The sequence below is a fragment of the Kluyvera fluvialis genome (genome assembly GCF_059725275.1).
The window spans coordinates 863,977-886,244 of record NZ_AP046142.1 but is presented as its reverse complement, the minus strand read 5'-3'; the positions used below and the strand labels follow the sequence as shown (position 1 = coordinate 886,244).

General features: G+C 55.5%; 21 protein-coding genes and 1 pseudogene. 2 read left to right on the top strand and 20 right to left on the bottom strand.

The features are described 5' to 3' along the window. Nucleotides 1–39: 39 nt before the first annotated feature. The 7 genes from AC6I4B_RS04300 to tkt form a co-directional block, all read right to left on the bottom strand. Entirely contained in the window at nt 40–768 is a 729-nt protein-coding gene (locus AC6I4B_RS04300; protein WP_497769870.1) for a nucleoside/nucleotide kinase family protein, read from the bottom strand. Further along, complete coding sequence (locus AC6I4B_RS04295; protein ID WP_497769869.1) at nt 765–1,274, bottom strand: MltR family transcriptional regulator; 510 nt, start codon at nt 1,272–1,274, stop codon at nt 765–767. The genes AC6I4B_RS04300 and AC6I4B_RS04295 overlap by 4 nt, the downstream gene beginning before the upstream one ends. 15 nt (nt 1,275–1,289) lie before the next feature. After that, nucleotides 1,290–2,261: a class II fructose-bisphosphatase gene (gene glpX, locus AC6I4B_RS04290; protein WP_497769867.1), complete on the bottom strand. Its 972-nt coding sequence runs from the start codon at nt 2,259–2,261 to the stop codon at nt 1,290–1,292. Then, nucleotides 2,258–3,535 (bottom strand): zinc-binding dehydrogenase, encoded by a 1,278-nt coding sequence (locus tag AC6I4B_RS04285; protein WP_497769865.1) that lies wholly within the window; start codon nt 3,533–3,535, stop codon nt 2,258–2,260. The genes glpX and AC6I4B_RS04285 overlap by 4 nt, the downstream gene beginning before the upstream one ends. 20 nt (nt 3,536–3,555) lie before the next feature. Next, nucleotides 3,556–4,938, bottom strand: coding sequence for a PTS mannitol transporter subunit IIBC (locus AC6I4B_RS04280; RefSeq protein WP_497769864.1), 1,383 nt, complete (start codon nt 4,936–4,938; stop codon nt 3,556–3,558). 27 nt (nt 4,939–4,965) lie between these two features. Beyond that, entirely contained in the window at nt 4,966–5,409 is a 444-nt protein-coding gene (gene cmtB / locus AC6I4B_RS04275) for a PTS mannitol transporter subunit IIA (RefSeq protein WP_497769862.1), read from the bottom strand. Nucleotides 5,410–5,714: 305 nt separating this feature from the next. Continuing rightward, a complete protein-coding gene (gene tkt / locus AC6I4B_RS04270) occupies nt 5,715–7,706 on the bottom strand; it encodes a transketolase (protein ID WP_497769860.1) in 1,992 nt (663 codons plus the stop codon). Nucleotides 7,707–7,974: 268 nt separating this feature from the next. Between tkt and loiP the strand changes: the two genes are divergently transcribed. Then, on the top strand, nt 7,975–8,733 hold the full coding sequence (gene loiP / locus AC6I4B_RS04265) for a metalloprotease LoiP (protein ID WP_497769859.1): 759 nt from the start codon (nt 7,975–7,977) through the stop codon (nt 8,731–8,733). Nucleotides 8,734–8,789: 56 nt separating this feature from the next. Here loiP and nlpA read toward each other — a convergent pair whose 3' ends face one another. Further along, entirely contained in the window at nt 8,790–9,599 is an 810-nt protein-coding gene (gene nlpA, locus AC6I4B_RS04260) for a lipoprotein NlpA (RefSeq protein WP_497769857.1), read from the bottom strand. Between the two features lie 329 nt (nt 9,600–9,928). Between nlpA and AC6I4B_RS04255 the strand changes: the two are divergent. Beyond that, nucleotides 9,929–10,132: pseudogene (locus AC6I4B_RS04255) on the top strand (OprD family outer membrane porin); the annotation flags it as partial. A gap of 61 nt (nt 10,133–10,193) precedes the next feature. On the opposite strand, the gene AC6I4B_RS04250 reads toward AC6I4B_RS04255, so the two are convergent. The 12 genes from AC6I4B_RS04250 to AC6I4B_RS04195 all read right to left on the bottom strand — a co-directional run bounded on the left by AC6I4B_RS04250 (nt 10,194) and on the right by AC6I4B_RS04195 (nt 22,262). Then, nucleotides 10,194–11,834 carry a thiamine pyrophosphate-binding protein gene (locus tag AC6I4B_RS04250; protein WP_497769856.1) on the bottom strand — a complete coding sequence of 547 codons (1,641 nt, stop codon included), beginning with the start codon at nt 11,832–11,834 and terminating at the stop codon, nt 10,194–10,196. A 13-nt stretch (nt 11,835–11,847) separates the two neighbouring features. Next, complete coding sequence (locus AC6I4B_RS04245) at nt 11,848–13,317, bottom strand: aldehyde dehydrogenase (RefSeq protein WP_497769854.1); 1,470 nt, start codon at nt 13,315–13,317, stop codon at nt 11,848–11,850. A gap of 9 nt (nt 13,318–13,326) precedes the next feature. Beyond that, a complete protein-coding gene (locus tag AC6I4B_RS04240) occupies nt 13,327–14,097 on the bottom strand; it encodes an aspartate dehydrogenase (RefSeq protein WP_497769852.1) in 771 nt (256 codons plus the stop codon). A 9-nt stretch (nt 14,098–14,106) separates the two neighbouring features. Further along, nucleotides 14,107–14,901: an SDR family oxidoreductase gene (locus AC6I4B_RS04235; protein ID WP_497769850.1), complete on the bottom strand. Its 795-nt coding sequence runs from the start codon at nt 14,899–14,901 to the stop codon at nt 14,107–14,109. Continuing rightward, a complete protein-coding gene (locus AC6I4B_RS04230) occupies nt 14,885–15,655 on the bottom strand; it encodes an alpha/beta fold hydrolase (protein ID WP_497769848.1) in 771 nt (256 codons plus the stop codon). The genes AC6I4B_RS04235 and AC6I4B_RS04230 overlap by 17 nt, the downstream gene beginning before the upstream one ends. 9 nt (nt 15,656–15,664) lie before the next feature. Beyond that, nucleotides 15,665–16,195: a cupin domain-containing protein gene (locus AC6I4B_RS04225; protein ID WP_497769847.1), complete on the bottom strand. Its 531-nt coding sequence runs from the start codon at nt 16,193–16,195 to the stop codon at nt 15,665–15,667. A 10-nt stretch (nt 16,196–16,205) separates the two neighbouring features. Then, nucleotides 16,206–17,462, bottom strand: a complete 1,257-nt coding sequence (locus AC6I4B_RS04220; RefSeq protein WP_497769845.1) for an MFS transporter — start codon at nt 17,460–17,462, stop codon at nt 16,206–16,208. A gap of 26 nt (nt 17,463–17,488) precedes the next feature. Further along, nucleotides 17,489–18,676: an NAD(P)/FAD-dependent oxidoreductase gene (locus AC6I4B_RS04215; RefSeq protein WP_497769844.1), complete on the bottom strand. Its 1,188-nt coding sequence runs from the start codon at nt 18,674–18,676 to the stop codon at nt 17,489–17,491. Next, nucleotides 18,673–19,599 (bottom strand): VOC family protein, encoded by a 927-nt coding sequence (locus tag AC6I4B_RS04210; protein ID WP_497769842.1) that lies wholly within the window; start codon nt 19,597–19,599, stop codon nt 18,673–18,675. Before AC6I4B_RS04210 ends, AC6I4B_RS04215 begins: the two co-directional genes overlap by 4 nt. An 88-nt stretch (nt 19,600–19,687) precedes the next feature. Continuing rightward, nucleotides 19,688–20,476, bottom strand: a complete 789-nt coding sequence (locus tag AC6I4B_RS04205) for an IclR family transcriptional regulator (RefSeq protein ID WP_497769840.1) — start codon at nt 20,474–20,476, stop codon at nt 19,688–19,690. 14 nt (nt 20,477–20,490) lie between these two features. Then, nucleotides 20,491–21,240 carry an SDR family oxidoreductase gene (locus tag AC6I4B_RS04200; protein ID WP_497769839.1) on the bottom strand — a complete coding sequence of 250 codons (750 nt, stop codon included), beginning with the start codon at nt 21,238–21,240 and terminating at the stop codon, nt 20,491–20,493. Beyond that, nucleotides 21,240–22,262, bottom strand: coding sequence for a Rieske 2Fe-2S domain-containing protein (locus AC6I4B_RS04195; RefSeq protein ID WP_497769837.1), 1,023 nt, complete (start codon nt 22,260–22,262; stop codon nt 21,240–21,242). The genes AC6I4B_RS04200 and AC6I4B_RS04195 overlap by 1 nt, the downstream gene beginning before the upstream one ends. Between the last annotated feature and the right edge of the window lie 6 nt (nt 22,263–22,268).

Sequence of the window (22,268 nt, the reverse complement as noted above, 5' to 3'; positions counted from 1 at the left end):
CATAATTCCATTAACAATGGGCAACCGCTGAACGCTCGGTTATACCTGTGCGCGCGCATCCGCAAAGTGGTATTCACCTTCTTCCTTCATAATCAATGTCATATCGGCGGCGCGGCTGTGTTGCAGCACCCGTTCGACATTCGGCCCATCCGTGCGCAGATAAAACGCCATCGCGTCATCCGGGGTCAACCCACCCGCAATTTTGCGGTCGATTAACCGTTGAGCCAGCACCTCTGCGGGCGCGCGGATAAACAGTGAAAAATCGCAATACTGCACCAGCGTTCTCCAGCGTTCATCGTCCAGCAGCAGCCAGTTCCCTTCGATAATCACAATTGGCGCAGTAACGTTGATCGCCTCTTCTACCGGGTCGTGCAACTGCCTGTCGTACTGCGGCCATGTACCGTCCTGCTGGCGAATTTGCTGCAAATTTTCCGCCAGCTTTTCAACATCAAACGTATCCGGCATCCCTTTAAAAGGGCGCAAATCATGTTGTTCGAGCCAGCTATTGTAGTGATGAAATCCGTCCATCGGCAGCGTCTGGATAGCGGGTAATGACGCATCCTGATGGGCTAAATATTGCCAAAATGTCGTTAGCGTTGATTTTCCGGTGCCAGGCGGCGCACTGAGAAAAACTAACGTGCGATACTGCGAACTAACCGCATGTAATGCGGCAAGGCGTCTTAAAAGCGGTTTATGGACATTTTCAATTTCTGCCTGACTGTAATGGGCGTCAACGGCTAGCCCATTAACCTTTAGCTTAATTTTCACGGCACTAATTCCTTTATGATTGCCGTTATTGCCAAAGACAGTGCCGTTTTAACCATATTGATAAATCGAACTTCCGACCACGCGGCGAAATCAGCAAATTTCATCGATTCCAACGCGTGATAGAGTGTCTCATTACGCGTAATGCTATTAACGTTACTAATGAAATCCCAGGTGAGTTCATCAGCAAATCCCAACGGTTCATCGTGCTCAGTGAGATACTGATAAAATTGGGAAAAATGAGTAATATCGGCATAGAGCCATTTTTCTATTTTCCCCAGCGCATAAATCAGACGTAATGCAACATCAATATCGTCCAGCGGCCCGCTTTGCGCGAGTAACGGCTTCACTGCATATTCCACGATCTCTTCATCATTGTTCACAAATAACGACGGCAGAAACTGCTTCACGGCCTGCAACAAAATAGCGTTTGCCGTTGCCATAAAGGAAAGTAAGTCCTCCTGAGCATCCAGTTGCTCAAGTACATCATCTTCTTTCAACGTCGTCATTGTGTTCCCGATAGATCACCCGCAATGCAGAGAGTCTATTATATTACACGTTCGATCGATGCCGCCGATCAGTAATGTTTGCGTACTCACGCCATTTTCTGTTTTCTGGACGCCACGTAACAAATCACCGCCGGTTACGCCGGTTGCTGAAAACAAAATATCCTGGCTACTCACCAGTTCATCCAGCGTATATATACGATTCAGTTCAACGCCCATTGACGCACAGCGCGCTATTTCGTCAGCAGCAATTTGTCGATTCTCAGGGCTATCGCCTTTTGCCTGGCAAAAATCGATCAGCTCAGCCTGCATATCGCCGCCCAACGCTTTCACCGCACAGGCCGAAATAACCCCCTCTGGCGCGCCGCCGATGGTATACATCACATCAAAGGCATTGTTTTGCTGGCAGGTTAAAACACTGGCGGCAACATCGCCGTCCGGTAGCGCAAAGACATTCACGCCCAGCTTTCGTACCTGTTCAATTACATCGTGATGGCGGGGTTTATCCAGCGTCATCAGCCGCAGCGCATCCAACGGTTTCTGCAATGCCGCCGCGATGTTGCGCAGGTTATCTTCCAACGACAGTGCCAGGTTAATTGCCCCTTTCGCTCTGGCAGGAACCACCAATTTACGCATATACATATCGGGCGCGTGGAGCAAGCTCCCCTGAGGTGCAAATGCCATCACCGATAGCGCATTACTTTGCCCCATCGCGACCATTCGCGTGCCTTCAATAGGATCTACAGCGATATCCACGCCAGGGCCATCGCCCTTTCCGACGTGCTCACCGATATACAGCATCGGGGCATGATCAATTTCACCTTCCCCAATCACTATCCGCCCGTGCATAGCGATATTATTCAGCGCATCACGCATCGCCGTCACCGCTAGCCCATCAATACTATTCTTGTCGCCACATCCGGTATGCGGCCAGGCGGCAAGTGCCGCCTGTTCCGTAATGCGAAAGAGCGGCCACGCCAGTGACATCATTCCGCCGCCTCCCCGATATCAACGCCAAACTGCGCCAACAGATACTTCTCGGCTTTCTCATTCCAGATACCGTGCGTTTGCGCCACCAGCTCCGCCAGCGCCTTAAACAGCGGGTCGGTTTTCCCTTTTTCGGCAAAATCAGCGATAGCGGTAAGCGGCATCGTTACACCGTTATAAATCAGCTTCTTACCGCCTGGAATATTCGGCAGATTGATAACGGTATCCGGCACGGCATCCAGCCCGCCGACATGCGTCACCATAAATGAAGGTTGCAATTGCCCACCCGCACTCAGCGCAATGGCCTCTTTCATATCGTCCGTCGAACCACCGGATGTCCCCACCACATGGGTGCTGTTGTAATGCACGTTGTAGAAGTTAAACGGCACTTTGAAGTTTTTATCGGTTGGCCCCGCGAAGAAGTTCAGGCAGCCATCCTCCGCCAGCAACTCATCGGCCAATTCCACTACCGCAGGTACTGCGGCGTAGACAAATACATCATCAAATCCGGCGTCATCGGTAATAGCCCGTAGCGCCTGTACCGGATTGTTCATCTGCGCGGTATTCACATAAACCAGCTCAATACCTTTACTTGCCGCCAGCGCCACCGGCAGCAGCTTTTCAGCCTGAGCCAGACGCTGATTATCAATATCCACCACCACCACTCTCGCAGGCTTAATGTTGCCATTGATAGCGTAATCAATCGCGCCAATCCCCATCGGCCCGGCGCATGCCAGCAGCGCAATATTGCCGCCAGGCTTGATACCCATTCGGTGCTCATACACATACTGGGTCGTGTGGTAGTTCGCTTTATAGGCTCCGATGATGCAACACATCGGCTCCGCCAGCGAGGCCGCCGCAAAATAGGAACCGTGGTAAGGCAGCACGCAGCCCAAATTAATGGCGACTTCAGGAATAATCATGTACGTCGCATTACCGCCAAAATATTCATAGCTGTAACCGGCAGAATACCCTGACGGTAGCCCCATTGCGGGTTGTAAAACAAAACGCTGGCCTTTTTTATATTTACCCGTCAGATTCTTACCAACTTCAACAATAATACCGGCGCACTCATGGCCAGTAATCACCGGATGGTTTTCTAAATCATCCGGGACACGTTTATGGTCACTGGCTAATTCCGCCGCTTTCCATGTTGATAAACACACGCTATCGGAAATAACACTGACCAGCAGTTCATTATCGGTAATTTCAGGCAAATCAAACTCACGGATACGGACATCCCGCTTGCCATAAATGGCTGCAACCTTCGTTTTCATATAAACCTCGATAAATTATTTTATTTTCCGGCGGTAAGCTGTTTAAACAAGACGTCTAATTTAGGGTCACCAATATAGTTATTAATTAATATCAGCGGCATAGTACTGACTCGTTTAACTCGCCCTTCCAGACTAGAGTGCGTGACAATTAAATCAGCCTCAGCAGGAACATTTTCAATAGCGTAATGTTTAACGACGATATCAAGCCCCGCTTTTTCCAGACGTTTACGGAATGTCGTCGCCCCCATTGCGCTGGATCCCATCCCCGCATCACAGACAAACGCGATATTCTTCACCTGGCTTAATGAAAATGTGCCTTCCTGTTTCATTGCTTTCACGGCCTGTGCAGACTGCTCAAATTCATCTTCCGCTTCAGCATCTGCCGTTTTTTCCATTTTCAAAATCAATGCCGTGATAACGAAAGACACCGCAGCCGCCACCGTGACACCGGCAATGGTCGCCAGGAACGAACCTTTAGGCGTTAACGCCAGGTAGGCAAAAATAGAGCCAGGGCTAGGGCCAGCCACCAGACCACCATCCAGCAAATTAAACACCCAAGTCCCGGACATACCGCCCGCAATCATCGCCACAATGGTCAGCGGTTTCATCAGCACATACGGGAAATACAGCTCATGAATACCACCGAGGAAGTGGATAATCATTGCCCCAGGCGCCGAACGCTTGCTCATCCCCTTACCGAACAAGCTAAAGGCCAGCAGCAGCCCAAGACCCGTGCCTGGGTTAGAGGCCACCATAAAGAAGATGGATTTCCCCTGAACTGAAGCCTGCTGCATTCCCAGCGGGTAATAAACCCCCTGATCGATAGCATTATTCAAAAAGAGGATCTTCGCCGGTTCATTAATGACCGACAGCAGCGGCAGATATCCGGCATGAACCAGCGCTTCAATCGCCTCTTTAACAAAATTATTGGCCACCAGCACCGCAGGTCCAATGACTTCAAACCCCAGCAGGCAGAGCGCCATACCGGCAATTCCGAGAGAGAAATTATTAATAACCATCTCGAAACCGGCGGGGATGCGTTTATCCAACGCTTTATCGATATATTTAATGACCAGGCCACCCAGCGGACCCATAATCATTGAGCCGAGGAACATAGGAATATCCGCGCCGACAATCACGCCAATCGTCCCGATCCCGCCCATGACCGCACCACGTTTACCGCCGACTAAATGACCACCGGTAGAACCGATCATCACTGGCAATAAATAAGTAATCATTGGCCCCACGATTTTGGCGAAATGCTCATTAGGCATCCAACCGGTGGGAATAAACAATGCAGTAATAAAACCCCAGGCAATAAAAGCACCAATATTAGGGATGACCATTGCGGTCAAAAAGCCCCCAAAAGCCTGAACCTTCGCACGAGCAGACTTATTTTCCATGATGTGATCCTATAAAGGAAGATAGGGTTAGGCGCGAGAGATAATATCCTTGAGTTGTTGTTCACTCTCGACACTTAAAAGAGATGCTAAATTTTCTTCTTCACACATCAGTTCGCTTAATGCCTGGATAGCGCCAATATGTGAATCAGCATCTGCCGCAGATAAACCAATTAATAATTTTACGGGTTCATTCTCCTCACCAAACATAACAGGATGACGTAGCAGCACTAATGACATTCCCGTTTTTAATGCACCACATTCTGGTCGGGCATGTGGCATAGCAATTCCCGGAGCTAAAATATAATAAGGGCCGTTCGTTAGCGTTGATTTCTTAATGGCGTCAACATAATCGCTATTGACATAGTTCTGAGAAAGTAATGCTTCCATTGAAGTATCAATAGCCTGTTGCCAGTCATTAACCGAATCTTTAATCGAGATAGCATTTTCAGGGAAATAATTAATCAATCGCATTATGCGTCCTTCTTATTCAGCCACGAGTTTCGTTGAAATAAAAATACTCGGGAGAAAAGCCGAAAGCAAACGACAGGAGCGGGAGTCAGCAGATGTCCTGCTTACTTATAAAACAATGAGTTGAGATGGTTAAAAAATAAATCAAGTCTATTAATGTGATATAAGCCACAAAGTACACTAATAGTCATTATTTATTTTTGTTAAGCAGATCACTTTTCATCTATTGCTGAAACGTCAATTAGTGATCTTACGCAGATAAAAAAGGGCCGCTTTCGCGACCCTTTATCGTTATTCAACGCGCCAGATTACAGCAGAGCTTTCGCTTTCGCGACAACGTTGTCAACGGTGAAACCGAACTCTTCAAACAGCAGCTCTGCCGGAGCAGATTCGCCGAAGGTGGTCATACCGACGATAGCGCCGTTCAGGCCAACGTATTTGAACCAGTAATCCGCGATACCCGCTTCAATCGCAACACGGGCAGTGACAGCTTTAGGCAGTACGGATTCACGGTATGCCGCATCCTGCTTGTCGAATGCGTCGGTAGACGGCATGGAAACCACGCGCGCTTTCACGCCTTCAGCAGTCAGTTTTTCGTAAGCGGCTACCGCCAGTTCAACTTCAGAACCGGTAGCGATGAAGATAAGCTCAGGCTGACCCGCGCAATCTTTCAGTACGTAGCCACCGCGAGCGATATCCGCCAGCTGCTGCTCAGTACGCTCTTGCTGTGCCAGGTTCTGACGAGACAGAATCAGTGCAGTCGGGCCGTCGTGACGCTCAACGCCATATTTCCACGCCACCGCAGATTCAACCTGGTCACATGGACGCCAGGTAGACATGTTCGGTGTGACGCGCAGAGAAGCAACCTGCTCAACCGGCTGGTGAGTCGGGCCATCTTCGCCCAGACCGATGGAGTCGTGGGTGTAAACCATCACCTGACGCTGTTTCATCAGCGCAGCCATACGCACCGCGTTACGGGCATATTCGACAAACATCAGGAAGGTGGAGGTGTACGGCAGGAAACCACCGTGCAGCGCGATACCGTTAGCAATCGCCGTCATACCGAATTCACGGACACCGTAATGGATGTAGTTACCGGCGGTATCTTCGTTGATAGCTTTAGAGCCAGACCAGATGGTCAGGTTAGACGGTGCCAGGTCAGCGGAGCCGCCGAGGAATTCTGGCAGCAGTGGGCCGAAGGCTTCGATCGCGTTCTGGGACGCTTTACGGCTGGCAATTTTCGCTGGGTTAGCTTGCAGCTTAGCGATGATTTCGTTGGCTTTCGCGTCGAAATCAGCAGGCATTTCGCCCTTCATACGACGGGTAAACTCAGCCGCTTCCTGTGGGAAGGCTTTTGCGTAAGCCGCGAATTTCTCGTTCCAGGCCGCTTCTTTCGCCTGACCGGCAGCTTTCGCATCCCACTGCGCGTAGATGTCAGCCGGGATTTCGAACGGAGCATATTTCCAGCCCAGTGCTTCACGAGTCAGCGCCACTTCAGCGTCACCCAGCGGAGCACCGTGGGAGTCGTGAGTCCCGGCTTTGTTCGGAGAACCGAAACCGATAACCGTTTTGCACATCAGCAGGGACGGTTTGTCAGTCACTGCGCGCGCTTCTTCTACTGCGCGTTTGATAGCGTCAGCGTCGTGGCCGTCGATGCCACGGATAACGTGCCAGTTGTAGGCTTCGAAACGCTTCGCGGTATCGTCAGTGAACCAGCCTTCAACGTGACCATCGATAGAGATACCGTTGTCGTCGTAGAACGCAATCAGTTTGCCCAGCTTCAGGGTTCCTGCCAGGGAGCACACTTCGTGAGAAATGCCTTCCATCATGCAGCCATCGCCCATGAACGCATAGGTGAAGTGGTCAACGATGTCGTGACCTGGACGGTTGAACTGCGCCGCCAGCGTTTTTTCTGCAATCGCCATACCTACGGCGTTAGCAATGCCCTGACCCAGTGGGCCAGTGGTGGTTTCAACACCTGCGGTATAGCCTACTTCCGGGTGGCCCGGGGTTTTAGAGTGCAGTTGGCGGAAGTTTTTCAATTCTTCCATCGGCAGATCGTAACCGGTGAGGTGCAGCAGGCTATAGATCAGCATGGAGCCGTGGCCGTTAGACAGCACAAAGCGGTCACGGTCAGCCCAGGACGGATTCTGCGGATTATGGTTCAGAAAATCGCGCCACAGGACTTCGGCAATGTCAGCCATACCCATAGGGGCACCCGGATGACCGGATTTGGCTTTCTGTACTGCGTCCATGCTCAGCGCACGAATAGCATTAGCAAGCTCTTTACGTGAGGACATTTTGACTCCAGTTCGGACAGTTGAAGGCCACCCCTAACGCCACTCGGCGCGCACGTTATGGGCTATGCCAGAAAAAAGTGCCAACAATGTAACCCATGCGACAAAGCATGTACATGGAGCATCCTTTTGCAGATTCAGAAATCTCTGGAACAGCGGTTAACAAGATGTAAAGCACTCGCTCGCAACTCACGATATTCTTTATACTTAGCGTAACTCTGGCGTCGCGATTCCAGGGCACTTTCAGATAAACGACTTTGGAAGCAATCTCATGAAAACACGGGCGATTGTTCTGGCTTTTGGCGCATCTCTACTGCTGAGCGGCTGCCAGAATATGGATTCAAATGGCTTATTAAGTTCAGGTACGGGCGCGCTACAAGCTTTTTCCCTGAGCGACCAGCAGGTGCAAGCGTTGAGCGATCAGGCCTGTAAAGATATGGATAGCAAAGCGACCATCGCCCCGGCAAACAGCGCCTATAGCCAGCGGTTGAATAAAATTGCCGCCGCGCTGGGCGACAACATCAACGGTCAGCCGGTGAACTACAAAGTTTACGTGGCGAAAGACGTCAACGCCTTCGCGATGGCTAACGGTTGTATTCGCGTCTACAGCGGCCTGATGGATCTGATGAACGACAACGAAGTTGAAGCGGTTATCGGTCACGAAATGGGCCACGTGGCATTGGGCCATGTGAAAAAAGGGATGCAGGTGGCAATTGGCACTAACGCCCTGCGCGCCGCTGCCGCATCGGCGGGCGGTATCGTCGGCAGTCTGTCACAATCACAGTTGGGCGATTTAGGCGAAAAACTGGTGAACTCGCAGTTCTCACAGCGCCAGGAATCAGAGGCCGACGACTACTCTTACGACCTGCTACGCCAGCGCGGTATTAACCCAACAGGCCTTGCCACCAGCTTCGACAAACTCGCCAAACTGGAAGATGGCCGCCAAAGCTCGATGTTTGACGACCACCCGGCCACTCAGGCCCGTGCACAGCATATTCGCGACCGCTTACAGGCGGATGGTGTTAAATAATGTCAGACATCCCGGCCTGCCAGTCAGCAACGGCAGGCCAGGGAAAGCAGCCCCCCTTACCAGCCAGGCACTGCGCCGCCGTTAAAGATTTTCTCTGCCGCCTGCGCCACTTCTGGCGACTGGTAGGATTTCAAAAACGTTTGCACGTTCTCGCCGTCTTTATTGTCTTCACGCGCCACCAGAATATTCACATACGGCGAGTTTTTATCTTCAATAAAGATGCTGTCATGCACCGGAGATAACCCCGTTTGCTGGATGTAAGTGGTGCTGATAATCGCCACATCAACTTTTGGGTCGTCCAGCACGCGCGGTAATTGCGCGCCTTCCAGCTCCATAATTTTCAGCTTATACGGGTTGTCGGTAATATCCAGCGCGGTTGGCAGCAGGCCGGTATTCGCTTTCAGCGTAACCAGCTTCTCTTTTTGCAGCAGCAATAATGCCCGTCCGAGGTTAGTTGGGTCATTAGGAATGGCGACGGTTGCCCCCTGTTTCAGCTCAGACAGATTTTTTATTTTTTTCGAGTAACCCGCCATCGGGAAGACAAATGTATTACCGACGGCAACCAGCTTGAAGTTGTGCGCATGGTTGTCTTGTTCGAGGAACGGGCGATGCTGGAACACGTTGGCATCGAGTTCACCGCTATTGGTGGCGTCGTTCGGCAACAGCGAGCCGCTAAAACCGACCAGTTCCACCTCAAGACCGTATTTTTCTTTCGCCACTTTCTTCGCGACTTCCGCAACATCTTGTTCAGCGCCGTTGATAACGCCAACCTTAATATGTTTTGCATCCGTACTGTGCTGGTCGCACCCTGCCAGCAGTAACCCCGCCAGTATCAACGCCGCACCGCGCCATAACCCTGTCTTCATCCTGATTATCCTTTTTTAAATATCGCTCTGTGTCGTAAGACGACTATAGCGGGAGGTTTAACAAGCCGAAAAAACGAAAAGGCATCACTCATAACAAAAAAGCATAACCCCCTGATATGAACTTTTAGTGAGAATAGAACGCTTAATTACGCAGTGTTATTTAATAAAATAAAGCGCATTTAATGGCAAATTAAATGCATTAATAGTGAATAATGCATCCACAGCGTAAAAGAATAATATTCCTAAAACATCAGTCGAAGATGTGATTTATTTTGCGAGTTTTTAAATTCTCATCATTTCAGGCTTTAATAAAACAAAACAGCCACAGAATAAATAGTCCATACCTTGTAAGCCGCGCCGCGACGGCATTTTCCAGCCAACAATCTACCCGTCGGGGTTTTATTGACGACAGCCATTGAGATCTGTTTTTGCGTAATGCTTATATCCATCGTGATGACCAGGATGGCCTGAAAGATAAAGCCGGATGGGGTCAGGGGATGATTACCCCCTTTGAATTGGGTTTTACGCAAGGCGAGAGGGAAAGACCGCACCGAACTGTCCCCTCTCCCATTTTGGGAGAGGGGGGAACCTTCCTTAATACAGCGTCTTCTGCGGCGGCCCTGCAAAACGCAGCGCGCCAATTTTCCCCATCCGTACTTCAACAACCGATGGCCCAGGCATCGCCAGCGCTTCGGTCATCACGGCGTTAAAATCGTCCGCGCGCTCCACGCTCCACGCCTGCAAACCAATGGCTTGCGCCAGCGCGGTGAAATCAGGGGTGTGCAGTTCGTTGTAATACTGACGCCCGCCGAAATATTTATCCTGAATACCGCGCATCACGCCATAGCCGCCATCGTTCATAATCAGCAACGTCACGTTGGCTTTCTCCTGCGCCAGCGTCGCCAGCTCACCAAGATTCAGACTCAGGCCGCCGTCGCCCACCAACCCCACGACTTTACGCTGCGGGTTGGCAATCGCCGTACCAATCGCCATCGGCAAGCCCATGCCAATCGCCCCGGCAAGGGAGTGAATGTTCATCAGCGGGCCGTGAGCGCGGAACAGTCGGCTGCCCCACAGGCTGCCCGAAACCGTGATATCACGCACCAGCAGGCCGTTTTCCGGCAACGCCTGTGCGATAGCATCGTTCAGTCTGGCATATTCACCGCACTGTTCGCGCAGCCCTTGCTCGGCGATGGCTACCGCATCTTGCAACTGCGCATCCCACGCGGCATTACCCCACTCGCGGCCCTGCACTTTTGCCGCCAGCGCCGACAGCAGAACGGAGCAATCAGCAATCAGGGTGTTATCCATCAGGTAGTTACGGCTTGCGGCTGCCGGGTCGATATCAATCTGCACGCGCGGCTGCGGCAGTTCGAGCGTCCAGGAGCGCGTCTCGTTACTGCGCAAGCGGGAACCCGCCACCAGCGTAAAGTCACATTGACCGATCAGCGCTTCAACGGACGGCGAGTTATGGAACGCCCGCAGGCTAGCGCGATGGCTATCCGGCAACACGCCGCGCGCGTGGGTGCTGGAGATAACCGTCACTCCGGCGTCAGCCAGCGCTTTCACTGCCTCGGCGCTACCGAGCGCCCCGCCGCCCAACCACAGCAGCGGCTGTTTGGCCTGTTTTAATTGCGCCCACAGTTCCTCGACCATTTGCGTATCAACGCGGGCCGTCGGCAGCGTTTTCACCGCCGCCGTCACCAGCGATGCCGGAATTTTCGCGCTCTGAATATCAATCGGAATTTCAACCGATACCGGCCCACACGGCGGCGTTTGCGCCTCCTGAATCGCCTTGTGCAGAATGGCAATCGCCTGATTCGCGTTGCTGATGCGGTAAGCCCGCTTCGAGCTGGCTTTCAGGAACGTGAGCTGGTCGCGGGTTTCATGGATAAAACCGGTGTCGGCATCCAGCCACGCTTTTTCAACCTGGCCGGTTAAATGCAGCAGCGGTGTGCAGGCGTTCATCGCTTCGACCAATGCCCCGACGGCATTTCCCGCGCCCGCGCCAGTGCTGGTGAGCGCCACGCCAAGACCGGAAAAACGACCATGCGCATCCGCCATCGTGACCGAACCTGCCTCACCGCGCGCAGGCACAAAACGGATATTGCCGCGCTGCCCCACGGCGTCGGCAATCGGCAGGTTATGAATCGAGATAACGCCATAAATGGCCGCAACCTGATACTGTTCAAGCGTTCTGGCGATGGCGTCGCCGACGGTTATCATTTCACTCATTGCTTACCCTTTCTTAGTCGCACCAGTGGTTGACGCTGTTACCCGTCGCCAGATAAATGCTCTTTTGTTGCATCCAGGCTTTAAGCCCCTGGATCCCCTTTTCGCGGCCCAGACCGCTCTCTTTAAAGCCCCCGAACGGGGTCGAAATAGAGAAAACTTTATAGGTGTTGATCCATACCGTGCCCACTTCCAGTTGTTCGCTTAAACGCAGCGCTCGACCGGTGTCACGCGTCCAGACTCCCGCCGCCAGCCCGTAGACCGAGTCATTGGCTTCGGCAATCAGCGCTTGTTCGTCGCTAAAGGGCATCGCCACCAGCACCGGGCCAAAAATCTCTTCCTGACATACGCGCGCGCTGTTTGTCAGCCCTTCAATAAGGGTCGGCTGGAAGTAGTTTCCTGCGACCAGCGCTGGGTCGGCGGGCACTTCGCCGCCACACAGCACGCGGCCGCCTTCACGCTTAGCAAGCTCGACGTACTCCAGCACTTTCTGCCGATGTTGCGCGCTAATCAGCGGCCCCACATGCGTATCGTTATTAAAGGGATGTCCCACGCGCAGGCCGCGAGTCAGTTCTAACAGCCGTGCCATCAGCGGGGCGTAAACCTGCTCGTGAATAAACAGCCGTGAACCTGCGATACACGCCTGCCCCGCCGAGCTGAAAATGCCGTAGCAGATCCCGCGCGCCGCTTGCTCGATATCGGCATCCTCCAGCACGATAGTCGGCGACTTGCCGCCCAGTTCCAGCGATGTGGGGATCAGTTTTTCTGCGGCGACATGCGCCAGATGGCGGCCGGTCGTTGTGCCGCCGGTAAAGGAAATTTTGCGCACCTTCGGATGGCGCGCCAGCGCATCGCCAATCACCGAGCCTTTGCCCGGCAGCACGCTCAACAGACCCGCCGGTAGACCGGCCTGCTGGAAAATACGCGCCAACTCCAGCGCCATCAGCGGCGTGGCTTCCGCCGGTTTGAGGATCACCGCATTACCGGCGGCAATCGCCGGGGCAATTTTTTGCATCTCGCTGGCAATCGGTGAGTTCCACGGCGTAATCGCCGCCACCACACCCAGCGGCTCATAGCGGCTGAGCGTCAGTAAATCGGGCTGGCGCGGCGTCGGTAACTCGCCTTCGAGCAGCTCACAGGCGGCGGCAAAATAGCGAGCCGTCGCTGCGGCACTCATCACCAACCCGCGCGCTTCTGCCAGCGGCTTGCCGTTATCGCGGCTTTGCATCTGCGCCAGCTCATCAAGTCGTGACTCAATCAGCGCGGCGACGTTATGCAGAATTTTTGCCCGTTGGTGCGGCAGTTGTTGCCGCCACTCAGGCGCGCGCCAGGCTCGATCCGCGCACTTCACCGCATCGTTCAGGTCGTCAATGCTGGCGGCATTCAAGGTGGCGTTCAGCGATCCATCAGCCGGAAAAGTGCTGTGCATCACCTCGCCGTTGCCCCGCCGCCATACGCCGCCAACAAAAATAGAGTGTTCTTGCATATCAGCCTCTTAGCATTGCGCCAGTTCACGGCAAGCGCGTACTGCGCTTAACGCCGCCAGGGTTGACGTTTTCGGGTTGCTGGCGAGCGGCAGGCCGCTGAGTTCAAGGTGGAATTCGCCAAACAGCCCTTCGACGTGCAGCGTGTGGGTGTTGCGTTTAGTCGAAGGGTCAACCATCAGTTGGACGCGCGTGTCATCCATGCCGACGCCGCCCAGCGCCACGGTCGCCGCCACGTTGGCGTTCGCCGGGAACAGGCGCGCCGCTTCACGGGCGCTGCCTTCAAAGAAAATCTGCGCTTCAGAAACCGCGTTCAGGTCGATAAGTTGTTCGGCGTAACTGCCGCGCCAGCTCGCAGGGCTTTTGCGCGACTGATAGGTCACGCGCTCCAGCCCGCCTTCTTTCGCTGCCGCCAGGCCATCGATACCCGCCACCGCGCCGCTCAGCAGCGTGAGTTTACCGCCCGCCTTCAGCAGGCGTTGTTCCAGTGCGCTGTCTGCCAGCGCACCGGTAGAGATAACCGCCAGATGCCAGCCGCGCGCTAATACCGCCTCGCCATACTGCGCCACCGCCTGTTGGCTGGCACACTCCAGCACCAGATCCGGCGTGCCGTGGCACTCTTGTGGCGACGCAAGTACCGTGACACTTTCGCCAAAGCGCGCGCGAATAGCCGCATGATGCGGCGCTCTTGCCACAATCCAGCCAATCGCGACCTGTTCCGGCAGGCGCTCAATAACCGCCTGCGCCATCGCCCCGTAGCCAATTAACATAATTTTTTTCATGGTGTTTCCTTACAGGTGACGACAAAAACCGCCGGAGACATCCAGCGCCGCGCCAGTGGTAAATGAGGCCAGCGGCGAGGCGAGAAACAACAGCGCCTGTGCAGGCTCTTGCGGTTTGCCAAGACGCGCCATCGGAATACCGCGCCGACGGGCGATATCCGCCGTCCACTCCGGCCAGCTTTGGCTTTTATCCGTTCGGTTTTCAAAGCGGCGATGCCACTGGCCCGACTCCACCATGCCCAGCAGAATCGAGTTCACACGGATGCCCTTACTCACCAGCTCTTTAGACAGCGTGAGAGTCATGTTCAACAGCGCGGCCCGCGCCGCCGAGGTCGCAATCATGTGTTCTTCCGGTTGCAGGGCGAGCAGCGAGTTCACACAGGTAATCGACGCAATATCAGAGCGTTCTAACTGCGGCTGGAAGGCCTGCACCGGGTTAATCACGCCGAACAATTTCAACTCGGCTTCGTGCAGCCAGGCGTCGCGCGGGGTATCAGCGAAGTGCGCCACGTAGCCCTGACCGGCGTTGTTAATCAGCATATCCGCCGCGCCAAAGCGCGCGCTCACCGCTTCGGCAAACGCCTGCACCTCGTCGAGCTTCAGCACGTCGCAGCGGTAAGAAAAAATATCGCCCTCAGGATATTCGTTTTGCAGCGCCGCATGAGCGCTGGCAAGGCGGTCGCCATTGCGTCCACAGAAGGCCACTTTTGCCCCTTCGCCCAGTAGCAGGCGCAGGGTTTCAAAACCAATGCCCGAAGAACCTCCGGTGACTACCGCTACACGCCCATCAATTTGTGCATTCATCGCGCACCTCTTCTTTAATACGTAATAGCTGTTGATTAAAAAACGCGTCGTTATCGAGATAGCTGGCGTGTCCGGCCTGGGAAATCGAGAAATACGGCATGGCGTAGCGTAGCGCCAGGCCATGTACCAACTCCGGTTGGGTAATGGCGTCCTGCTCGCCGCACCACACTTCAAACGCCCCGCCGTAGGTTTTCAGCCAGCCGTGAATATCGTCGTTCGCCAGCATCCACGCCGCCGAGAGATAACCTTCGGCGCGCAATTTGCGCATTCCCGCTGCAACGGTGGCGATATCCGCCTCACGCGCGCCGGGGCGTAAGAGCTTCGCCGCACGAGTCTGCGCGAGGATTTCACCGCCCAGCGCAATTTGTTGCTCGCGGCTGCGCCAGACGTTTTCACGCTGTTGTGCCTCGCTTTGCCCATAGCCCTGTGCGGCATCGGCTAACACCATATGCAGCACCCGCTGTGGATATTTTGCGGCAAACGCACTGGCTACCAGCGCGCCAAGCGAATGCCCCACCAGCACCGTTTGCCACACGCCTGCGCGGTCGAGCAGCGCCGCCAGCGCCTCGGCATAATCACCGGCGTTGGCGCGTTCAACGGCGAGCATCGGGCTTTCGCCATAACCAGGCATATCCCACGCCAGCACGCGAAAACCGGGTAGCGCCATCTGTTTATGCCAGGACGCCGCACCGGAGCTGATACCGTGCAGTAGCATCAGCGGAATACCGCTCCCCTGTTCACGAAAACCCGTCATACCCGCTCCTTAGTTACGCTTCACTTTTGACAACGGATGGTCAGCCGGATAGGTCGGGATTTCCGGTTTCTTCGTGCCGAGCATCACGCACATCAGCGCCTCTTCTTCACCGTGGTTAAACAGCCCACGGTAGATACCCGGCGGCACAGAAATCAGGTCACGCTCGCGTAGCACGGTTTCGGTGTAGTTGTCGCCGTCCTGCACCATCAGGGTGATTTGCCCTTTCAGCATGAAGAACACCTCTTCAACGTCGTCGTGCAGATGCAGCGGCCCTTCGCATTTCGATGGCAGCACCATAGTGGAAAACGTAAAGTGTTCCGCCGCCACGGTATTGGTATCGTTCGCCACGCCCGTTGCGCCCGTGCCGATGTAGCGCATCTGCGCACGGCGGTATTTCGGGTCGTAGTCGGCCTGGAACTTCAGCGCGTTCCAGTCATATTTACGTCCTTCAAAGCGCGCAATGCGCGATTCGACCCACTCTTCCATGGTCAGGTTTTCCGGTTTGATGCCCGGTTTTGCGCTTACGGTTGAATCAGTCATGACACTCTCCTCAGTAACGTTTCAGCAGCGGCAGTAACAGGACGCAGCCCACCGCCGCCATCACCGCCAGAAAAATCAGCCCAGAATCCATGCTGTGGGTGAAGGCGATAAGCGCCCCCATCACCGCCGGAGATAGCGCTCCGGCAAAGTTTCCCAGCCCGTTGAAAATGCCCCCTGCGGTGGCGCTAACTCTGGGGTGCGTGGCCTTCGCCAGCAGGGCGAAAATATTCGGCGCGCCAATCCCCCACATGAAGGTACTAAAACTCATCGCCGCGATAATGCTCAGCGGGGTATCGAGATGCATCACCACCGCCAGCCCAACCGCCGCGCCCGCCATTGAGATAAAGCAGGCGGCAGCGCGTTTATCGACTCTGTCCGACAACCATGCGCCAATCACTTCCCCCGCCAGCATGGCGATAAACGGCATCGACGACAGCCAGCCCGCGTGCTCAAGATGAATGCCTTTGCCTTTAATCAGGTAGCCAGGCAGCCAGCCGTTGATGCCCCACAGATAGGTTAAAAAGGTGATGTTAAAGATGCAGATAATCCAAAAATGCGGGCTGACAAACAGCTCACGGCGCGCCGCGCGGCGTTCCTCGGTAGAGGCTTGCGTGGTGGCGGGTTTCGCTTCAAGACGAATGCCGCGTAAACCCACGCGCACCAACAGCAGCACCGGCACGGTGAGGATGGCCATCGCAAAAAACGTGCTCTGCCAGCCAAAGGTGTTGAGCAGCCACAGCGACAGCGGAAAACCAATCGCCGCGCCGACCGGCGTGCCAAGCAGCCACAGCATGGTGGCGCGCGCCTGTAAATGCTGCGGGAAGTTGTGGCGCACGATGGCGAACGCCAGTGGGAACAACGGCCCTTCGGCAATGCCCAGCAAGATACGCAACCCAATCATCAGCGTGTAGTTATGGGTGAAGCCCATCGCTACCATCAGCAAACACCACACCAGCATCATGGCGGTGAGCAGGCGCAGTGGCGCAATTTTGTCGCCCAGCCCGCTCAAAAATACCGATGAAAAACCGTAGCTCAGCAAAAAGGCGCTCATCAGGATGCCCAGCCGCGTGGTATCAAAATCGATGCCCATCGCCTGCTGAAAATGGCCGTCGGAGAACAGCGCCGCAATGCTAATTTTGTCAAAAAACGCCAGCAGCACGCAGGCCAGCAGCGACAGCGGAATCGCCCAGCGGACGGTTTTTTCAGGCGTACGGGTTCCCTCACCGCTCGCCTCTGTGGCGGCGGTGTTAGTCTCGAATGTGGTCATTTATCCCCCCTGAGGGTGCGCGTGGGTTATCGCAATGACATCAGCGAAAAAGTGGGGTCAGTGAGCGGCACGGCGGAAAGATCCCGCCCCGCCGCCATCCAGCGTTTTGCCAGCTTGACCGTGCGCGGGTCGTTGAACGCGACCAACTGCGTCAACCGCCCGTGGTCGTCGAGGGAGAAAAACAGCGCCCCGTCGCGTACCACCGTTCGGCTACCGGGCTGCGGTATGCCGAGGATCTGGATATTGTGCTGGTATTGATCCGACCACAGCCACGGCGCTTCGTCGTAACCGGCGGCGTTGGCATTCAGCATCGCTTTCGCCGTCGCGACCGCCTGATTCTGTGCAAACGCCCACGACTGGATGCACAATCCGTAATGGTGATGCTGCGCCACATCGCCCGCCGCGAAAATGTGCGGATCCGAGGTGCGGCCTTGCGCATCAACCACGATCCCGCGTTCGGTGTGCAATCCGGCGTCACGCGCCAATTCCAGATTGAGATCGACACCGATCCCCACCACGACCGCATCAAATGTTTCACGTTGACCGTCGCAATGAATCACCGGCAGGCCGTGGTTGTCTTCCAGCTCCAGCGCACCGCAGCCACAGCGGATATCCACGTCCTGCTGGCGATGAATAGCCGCCAACTGCTGTGACACTTCGTGGCTGACCGAGCGCATACACAGCGCGGGCTGCTGTTCAAACAACGTGACCGCCACACCGCTTTTACGCGCCGAGGCCGCAATCTCCAGGCCAATCCAGCCACCGCCGATAATCGCCAGTTTTTGGCTGTTCGCCAGCCGGGCTTTCAGCCGCTGTGCGTCCTGCCAATGGCGTAAGGTATAAACCTGCGGATGCTTCGCCCATGCGTCATCCGGCAGCCGCGCCCGCCCACCGGTGGCGAGTAAAAGGATGTTGTAACTAAGCTGTTCACCGTTGCTCAATTGCACCGTTTTCCCGCGACGGTCGATAGATTGCGCGCGCAGCGGGCGACGCCAGCTCAGGTTCAGCGCCTGTTGGGCATCTTCGCTGAACAGGCGTGGCAAGGCGGCATTCGGCTCCAGCAAAGAGGCTTTCGACAGCGGCGGGCGCTCGTAGAAATCCCACTGCTCTTCTGCCACCACGCAGATTTCGCCGTCAAAGCCTTCGTCACGCAGCGTTTTTGCCGCCCAACCGCCCGCCTGGCCGCCGCCGATAATGACTATCCGCGTCGTCATACCGCCTCCGGTTTTTTCTGCTGACGACGGGTGTCGTGGTCAATTCCGCCTTCCACCGCCCATTCGGTAAAGGAAACCAGCGAGTGTTCCAGCTCGCGCGGCTGCCAGTTTTCAGTCAGGTAGTCATCGTTGGTGTAATACTCAAACGCGCCGCCGGTGGGGCTGTTGACGTACCAGAAATAGGCCGATGACACAGGATGGCGACCGGGGCCAATAAAGGTGCTCCAGGCGTTTTTGTTCATTGCGATGCCGCCGCCGATAACCTCGTGGATATCACGCACGGTAAAGGCAACATGGTTCAGGCCGCGTTTGCGGTTAGGCAGTTGCAGTAAAAAGAGGTTGTGATGACCGCCGCGCACACCGCAGCGCAGGAACACCGCGCGGTTGATATAACGGTCAGAAACCTGGAAACCGAGCACCTCACGATAGAATTTTTCAACCGCCGCTAACTCTTCAACGAAGAACACCACGTGCCCGACGTTAATCGGCTGGGCATGGGCGTAAACTGGGCTTGGCGTGTCGATGCGGCGCACATCGCCCCACTGGTTAATTGGCTCGACGTTCAGCTCAACCGCCACCTGCTGGCTCACCTGCACCCGCAGCGTCATACCGTTCGGGTCGCGACACTCCAGCGATTCCCCTAAATCACGGAAACCAGGCTGCTGCTCGAGCTTCGGGCGCAGCGCATCTAAATCGTGCTGACTGGCAACCGCCCAGGTCATGCGGCGCAAGGTGTTGCCCGCTTCAAATGCCGGTGGCAGGTTTGGGCTATCCGTCGGGTTCAGCTCCACGCGCGCCCCGCTCAGAGTGGTAAAACGTTGCCCGCTGGCATCGCCCGTCAGGCCAAAATCACGCATAAATTTGGCGCAATGCGTCAGGTTATCGACGCCAAATTCCAGCTTTTCAATTCCGATTACGCTCATCGTTCGTTGCCTCATTTACCGGTCGCTGCCCAAATTTGGGCGTAAAACATGCCCGACGCAGTGAAGCGCCTGACGTTAACGTATTGATTTAACTGGCCTGTGAAAGATGTCCTAAGAAGCCAGAAATTTTGTCCGCCGCCATGCGAACCTCGGTTTGTAGCCGTTCCCGCGAGCTTTGCGGGATCTCCTCTGATGGCACCAGAATGCTCACCACCGCCGCCACGCGTCCGCTGCGGTCATACACCGGGTAGACAATCGAGGAGATCCCCTGGCGGTAGAAGGATTCGCCAATCACGTAGCCCCGCGCTTTGTCTTGCTGCACCATTTGCCACAGCGCTTCACGGTCATAAAGCTGCCCCGGCGTGTTGCCCGGCAGCCGTTCGTCCGGGAACAGGTGTTCAAAATCGCCGCGAGAAAGGTCGGTCAGTAACATGCGCCCCAGCGAAGTGCAGTGCACCGGCAAACGAGTGCCAATACTCACCTGGTTAATCCGCGAACCGGCGGCGCTGACGCGGGCGATGTAGATAATGTCGCGCCCATCGCGAATGGCCAGATGGCTGCTGCACTGGCTGATATCGCGCAGTTGTTCAATTACCGGCTGCCCCACCTGCGCCACATCCAGAGAGGCAATATATTCAAAGCCCAGCCGCAGCACGTTCATGCCCAGCGAAAAGGTATTGGTGCGCGCGTTGCGCTCCAGAAACCCCATATATTCCAGCGTTTGCACCACGCGATAGGCGGTGGCTTTCGGCATATCCGCCAGCCTGTGCAGCTCGGCAAAGGTCAGTTCGCGATGCTGCTCGCCAAAGGCCAGCAGCAGTTGTAGCCCGCGCTCCAGCCCCGGCACCAGGTATTTCACTTCCTGACTGTTTGCCATTTCGACCTCGTGAATCAGTTAAAAACAAAGCCGCCGTTGACCGGGATCAGTTGTCCGGTAATGAACCCTGACAGGTCGCTTAATAGCCACACCACGCTACCGGTAACGTCTTCCGGCTGCTGCACGCCGCTCAGCGCACGGCCATTTTCATACAACTGATGGCGCTCGGCAGGCACATATTCGGTGGCTTCAACACGGGTTAAACCCGGCGCAATGGCGTTGATACGAATGCGTTTTTCGCCCAGTTCGCGCGCCATTGAGCGAGTCATCGCAATCACCGCGCCTTTGCTGGCGACATACGCCATCAGGCGCGGCGCGCCCCACAGCGCCGTGTCGGAGGCCACATTGACGATACCCGCCCCTTCGCGCAGCAGCGGAACCGCCGCGCGGGTGACAAGCCAGGTGCCTTTGACGTTGACGCTCATAACGCGATCCCACAGATCCGGGTCGTAATCGAGCATGTTTTTGCCGCCCACGCCGGTCGCCAGCGCGGCGTTGTTCACCAGCCCGTCAATGGGCCCCTGCTCGCCAATGGCGCGGAAAACCGTGTCAATGGAGTGGGCATCCGCCAAATCAATGGGGTGAGATTCAATACGCAGCCCTTGCTCGCGCAGGCTGTGAGCGCGTTCTGCCAGTTCCCCCGCCAGAATGTCGCACATCACCACCGTCGCACCTTGCTCGGCGCAGGCTTTGGCAAAGTGATAGCCCAGGCCGCGCGCCGCGCCGGTGACGACAATACGTTTGCCGTTTAGCAGGCCGTTCATCAGGCAGCACCTTGCTGTTGTTCGCGAATGGCTAACTGCTCTTTGGCGGCCTTTTGCATCATGCGGCGCAGGCGTGAAAGCCCGACGTCATGCTGATACAGGTATTCATGTTCGCGGGCGTTGGGCGCCAGGCTTTCCAGTACCACGCGGTCTTGTTCCAGTACTTCCCAGTGCAGTTTTTCGAGGCTGTTGCGGTACATGAAGCGCCACATGTCGCGCTGCCAGCCCTGCACGCGGCGAATACGCCAGAAGAATACGCGGCAGTTGTCGTTGTCTTCCGGCACAACCATGCCGACGATAAAGAAGTGCCCGCCAGGCCCAAAGCGCTTTTTGTACGGAATCGACAGGCGCATCCAGAACGTGCCGCTGTTGCCGAGTTCTACCCAGTCAAAGTTGACGCCGCTCTGGCCTTTTTTCTCGAAGATAAAGCCGGTTTTCGTCGGCTGTAGCACCATGTCAGCTTTGCGATCGCCTTCCGCCATCGAGTGCGACGACGAGTGCAGATAAGTGCCGTGCATCGGATCCATCACGTTTTCCAGCGCGTACTGGTAGTTGCATTTCCAGGCAGCGGTGCAGAGAAAGTTACTGTAGGTATCGCTATCGGCCAGCTCCGCCGGGAAGCTCAGCTCGTCTGGCTGTTGATCAGCGGTCACGCCAAACCACAGGAAGATAGCGCCGTGCGCTTCCTGTACGTTGTAGCTGCGCACGCACTGTTGGCCCACCAGCGGGCATTTGTCTACCGCCGGGACATCTTTCACTTCGCCGTTACCCGCGACTTCAACGCCGTGATACCAGCAGGCGATGCGGTCGCCAAGATTCCAGCCCATCGACAGGCGCGCACCACGGTGCGGGCAGCGGTCTTCCAGTGCTTGTACCTGGCCATCTTTGTTACGCCAGACGACGATTTGCTCGCCCAGGCGGGTGATGCCAACTGGCGCAGACTGGACTTCCCAGCTTGCCAGTACCGGATACCACAGGCCGCGCAGGCCCTTGTCGAGATAATGTTGTACGGTTGTCGTCATCGCCCT

What these genes read in the sequence shown, in the direction of transcription:
- AC6I4B_RS04295 (WP_497769869.1), bottom strand. Translation starts at nt 1,274, where the DNA reads ATGACGACGTTGAAAGAAGATGATGTACTTGAGCAACTGGATGCTCAG.
- glpX (WP_497769867.1), bottom strand. Translation starts at nt 2,261, where the DNA reads ATGATGTCACTGGCGTGGCCGCTCTTTCGCATTACGGAACAGGCGGCA.
- AC6I4B_RS04285 (WP_497769865.1), bottom strand. Translation starts at nt 3,535, where the DNA reads ATGAAAACGAAGGTTGCAGCCATTTATGGCAAGCGGGATGTCCGTATC.
- AC6I4B_RS04280 (WP_497769864.1), bottom strand. Translation starts at nt 4,938, where the DNA reads ATGGAAAATAAGTCTGCTCGTGCGAAGGTTCAGGCTTTTGGGGGCTTT.
- cmtB (WP_497769862.1), bottom strand. Translation starts at nt 5,409, where the DNA reads ATGCGATTGATTAATTATTTCCCTGAAAATGCTATCTCGATTAAAGAT.
- tkt (WP_497769860.1), bottom strand. Translation starts at nt 7,706, where the DNA reads ATGTCCTCACGTAAAGAGCTTGCTAATGCTATTCGTGCGCTGAGCATG.
- loiP (WP_497769859.1), top strand. Translation starts at nt 7,975, where the DNA reads ATGAAAACACGGGCGATTGTTCTGGCTTTTGGCGCATCTCTACTGCTG.
- nlpA (WP_497769857.1), bottom strand. Translation starts at nt 9,599, where the DNA reads ATGAAGACAGGGTTATGGCGCGGTGCGGCGTTGATACTGGCGGGGTTA.
- AC6I4B_RS04250 (WP_497769856.1), bottom strand. Translation starts at nt 11,834, where the DNA reads ATGAGTGAAATGATAACCGTCGGCGACGCCATCGCCAGAACGCTTGAA.
- AC6I4B_RS04245 (WP_497769854.1), bottom strand. Translation starts at nt 13,317, where the DNA reads ATGCAAGAACACTCTATTTTTGTTGGCGGCGTATGGCGGCGGGGCAAC.
- AC6I4B_RS04240 (WP_497769852.1), bottom strand. Translation starts at nt 14,097, where the DNA reads ATGAAAAAAATTATGTTAATTGGCTACGGGGCGATGGCGCAGGCGGTT.
- AC6I4B_RS04235 (WP_497769850.1), bottom strand. Translation starts at nt 14,901, where the DNA reads ATGAATGCACAAATTGATGGGCGTGTAGCGGTAGTCACCGGAGGTTCT.
- AC6I4B_RS04230 (WP_497769848.1), bottom strand. Translation starts at nt 15,655, where the DNA reads ATGACGGGTTTTCGTGAACAGGGGAGCGGTATTCCGCTGATGCTACTG.
- AC6I4B_RS04225 (WP_497769847.1), bottom strand. Translation starts at nt 16,195, where the DNA reads ATGACTGATTCAACCGTAAGCGCAAAACCGGGCATCAAACCGGAAAAC.
- AC6I4B_RS04220 (WP_497769845.1), bottom strand. Translation starts at nt 17,462, where the DNA reads ATGACCACATTCGAGACTAACACCGCCGCCACAGAGGCGAGCGGTGAG.
- AC6I4B_RS04215 (WP_497769844.1), bottom strand. Translation starts at nt 18,676, where the DNA reads ATGACGACGCGGATAGTCATTATCGGCGGCGGCCAGGCGGGCGGTTGG.
- AC6I4B_RS04210 (WP_497769842.1), bottom strand. Translation starts at nt 19,599, where the DNA reads ATGAGCGTAATCGGAATTGAAAAGCTGGAATTTGGCGTCGATAACCTG.
- AC6I4B_RS04205 (WP_497769840.1), bottom strand. Translation starts at nt 20,476, where the DNA reads ATGGCAAACAGTCAGGAAGTGAAATACCTGGTGCCGGGGCTGGAGCGC.
- AC6I4B_RS04200 (WP_497769839.1), bottom strand. Translation starts at nt 21,240, where the DNA reads ATGAACGGCCTGCTAAACGGCAAACGTATTGTCGTCACCGGCGCGGCG.
- AC6I4B_RS04195 (WP_497769837.1), bottom strand. Translation starts at nt 22,262, where the DNA reads ATGACGACAACCGTACAACATTATCTCGACAAGGGCCTGCGCGGCCTG.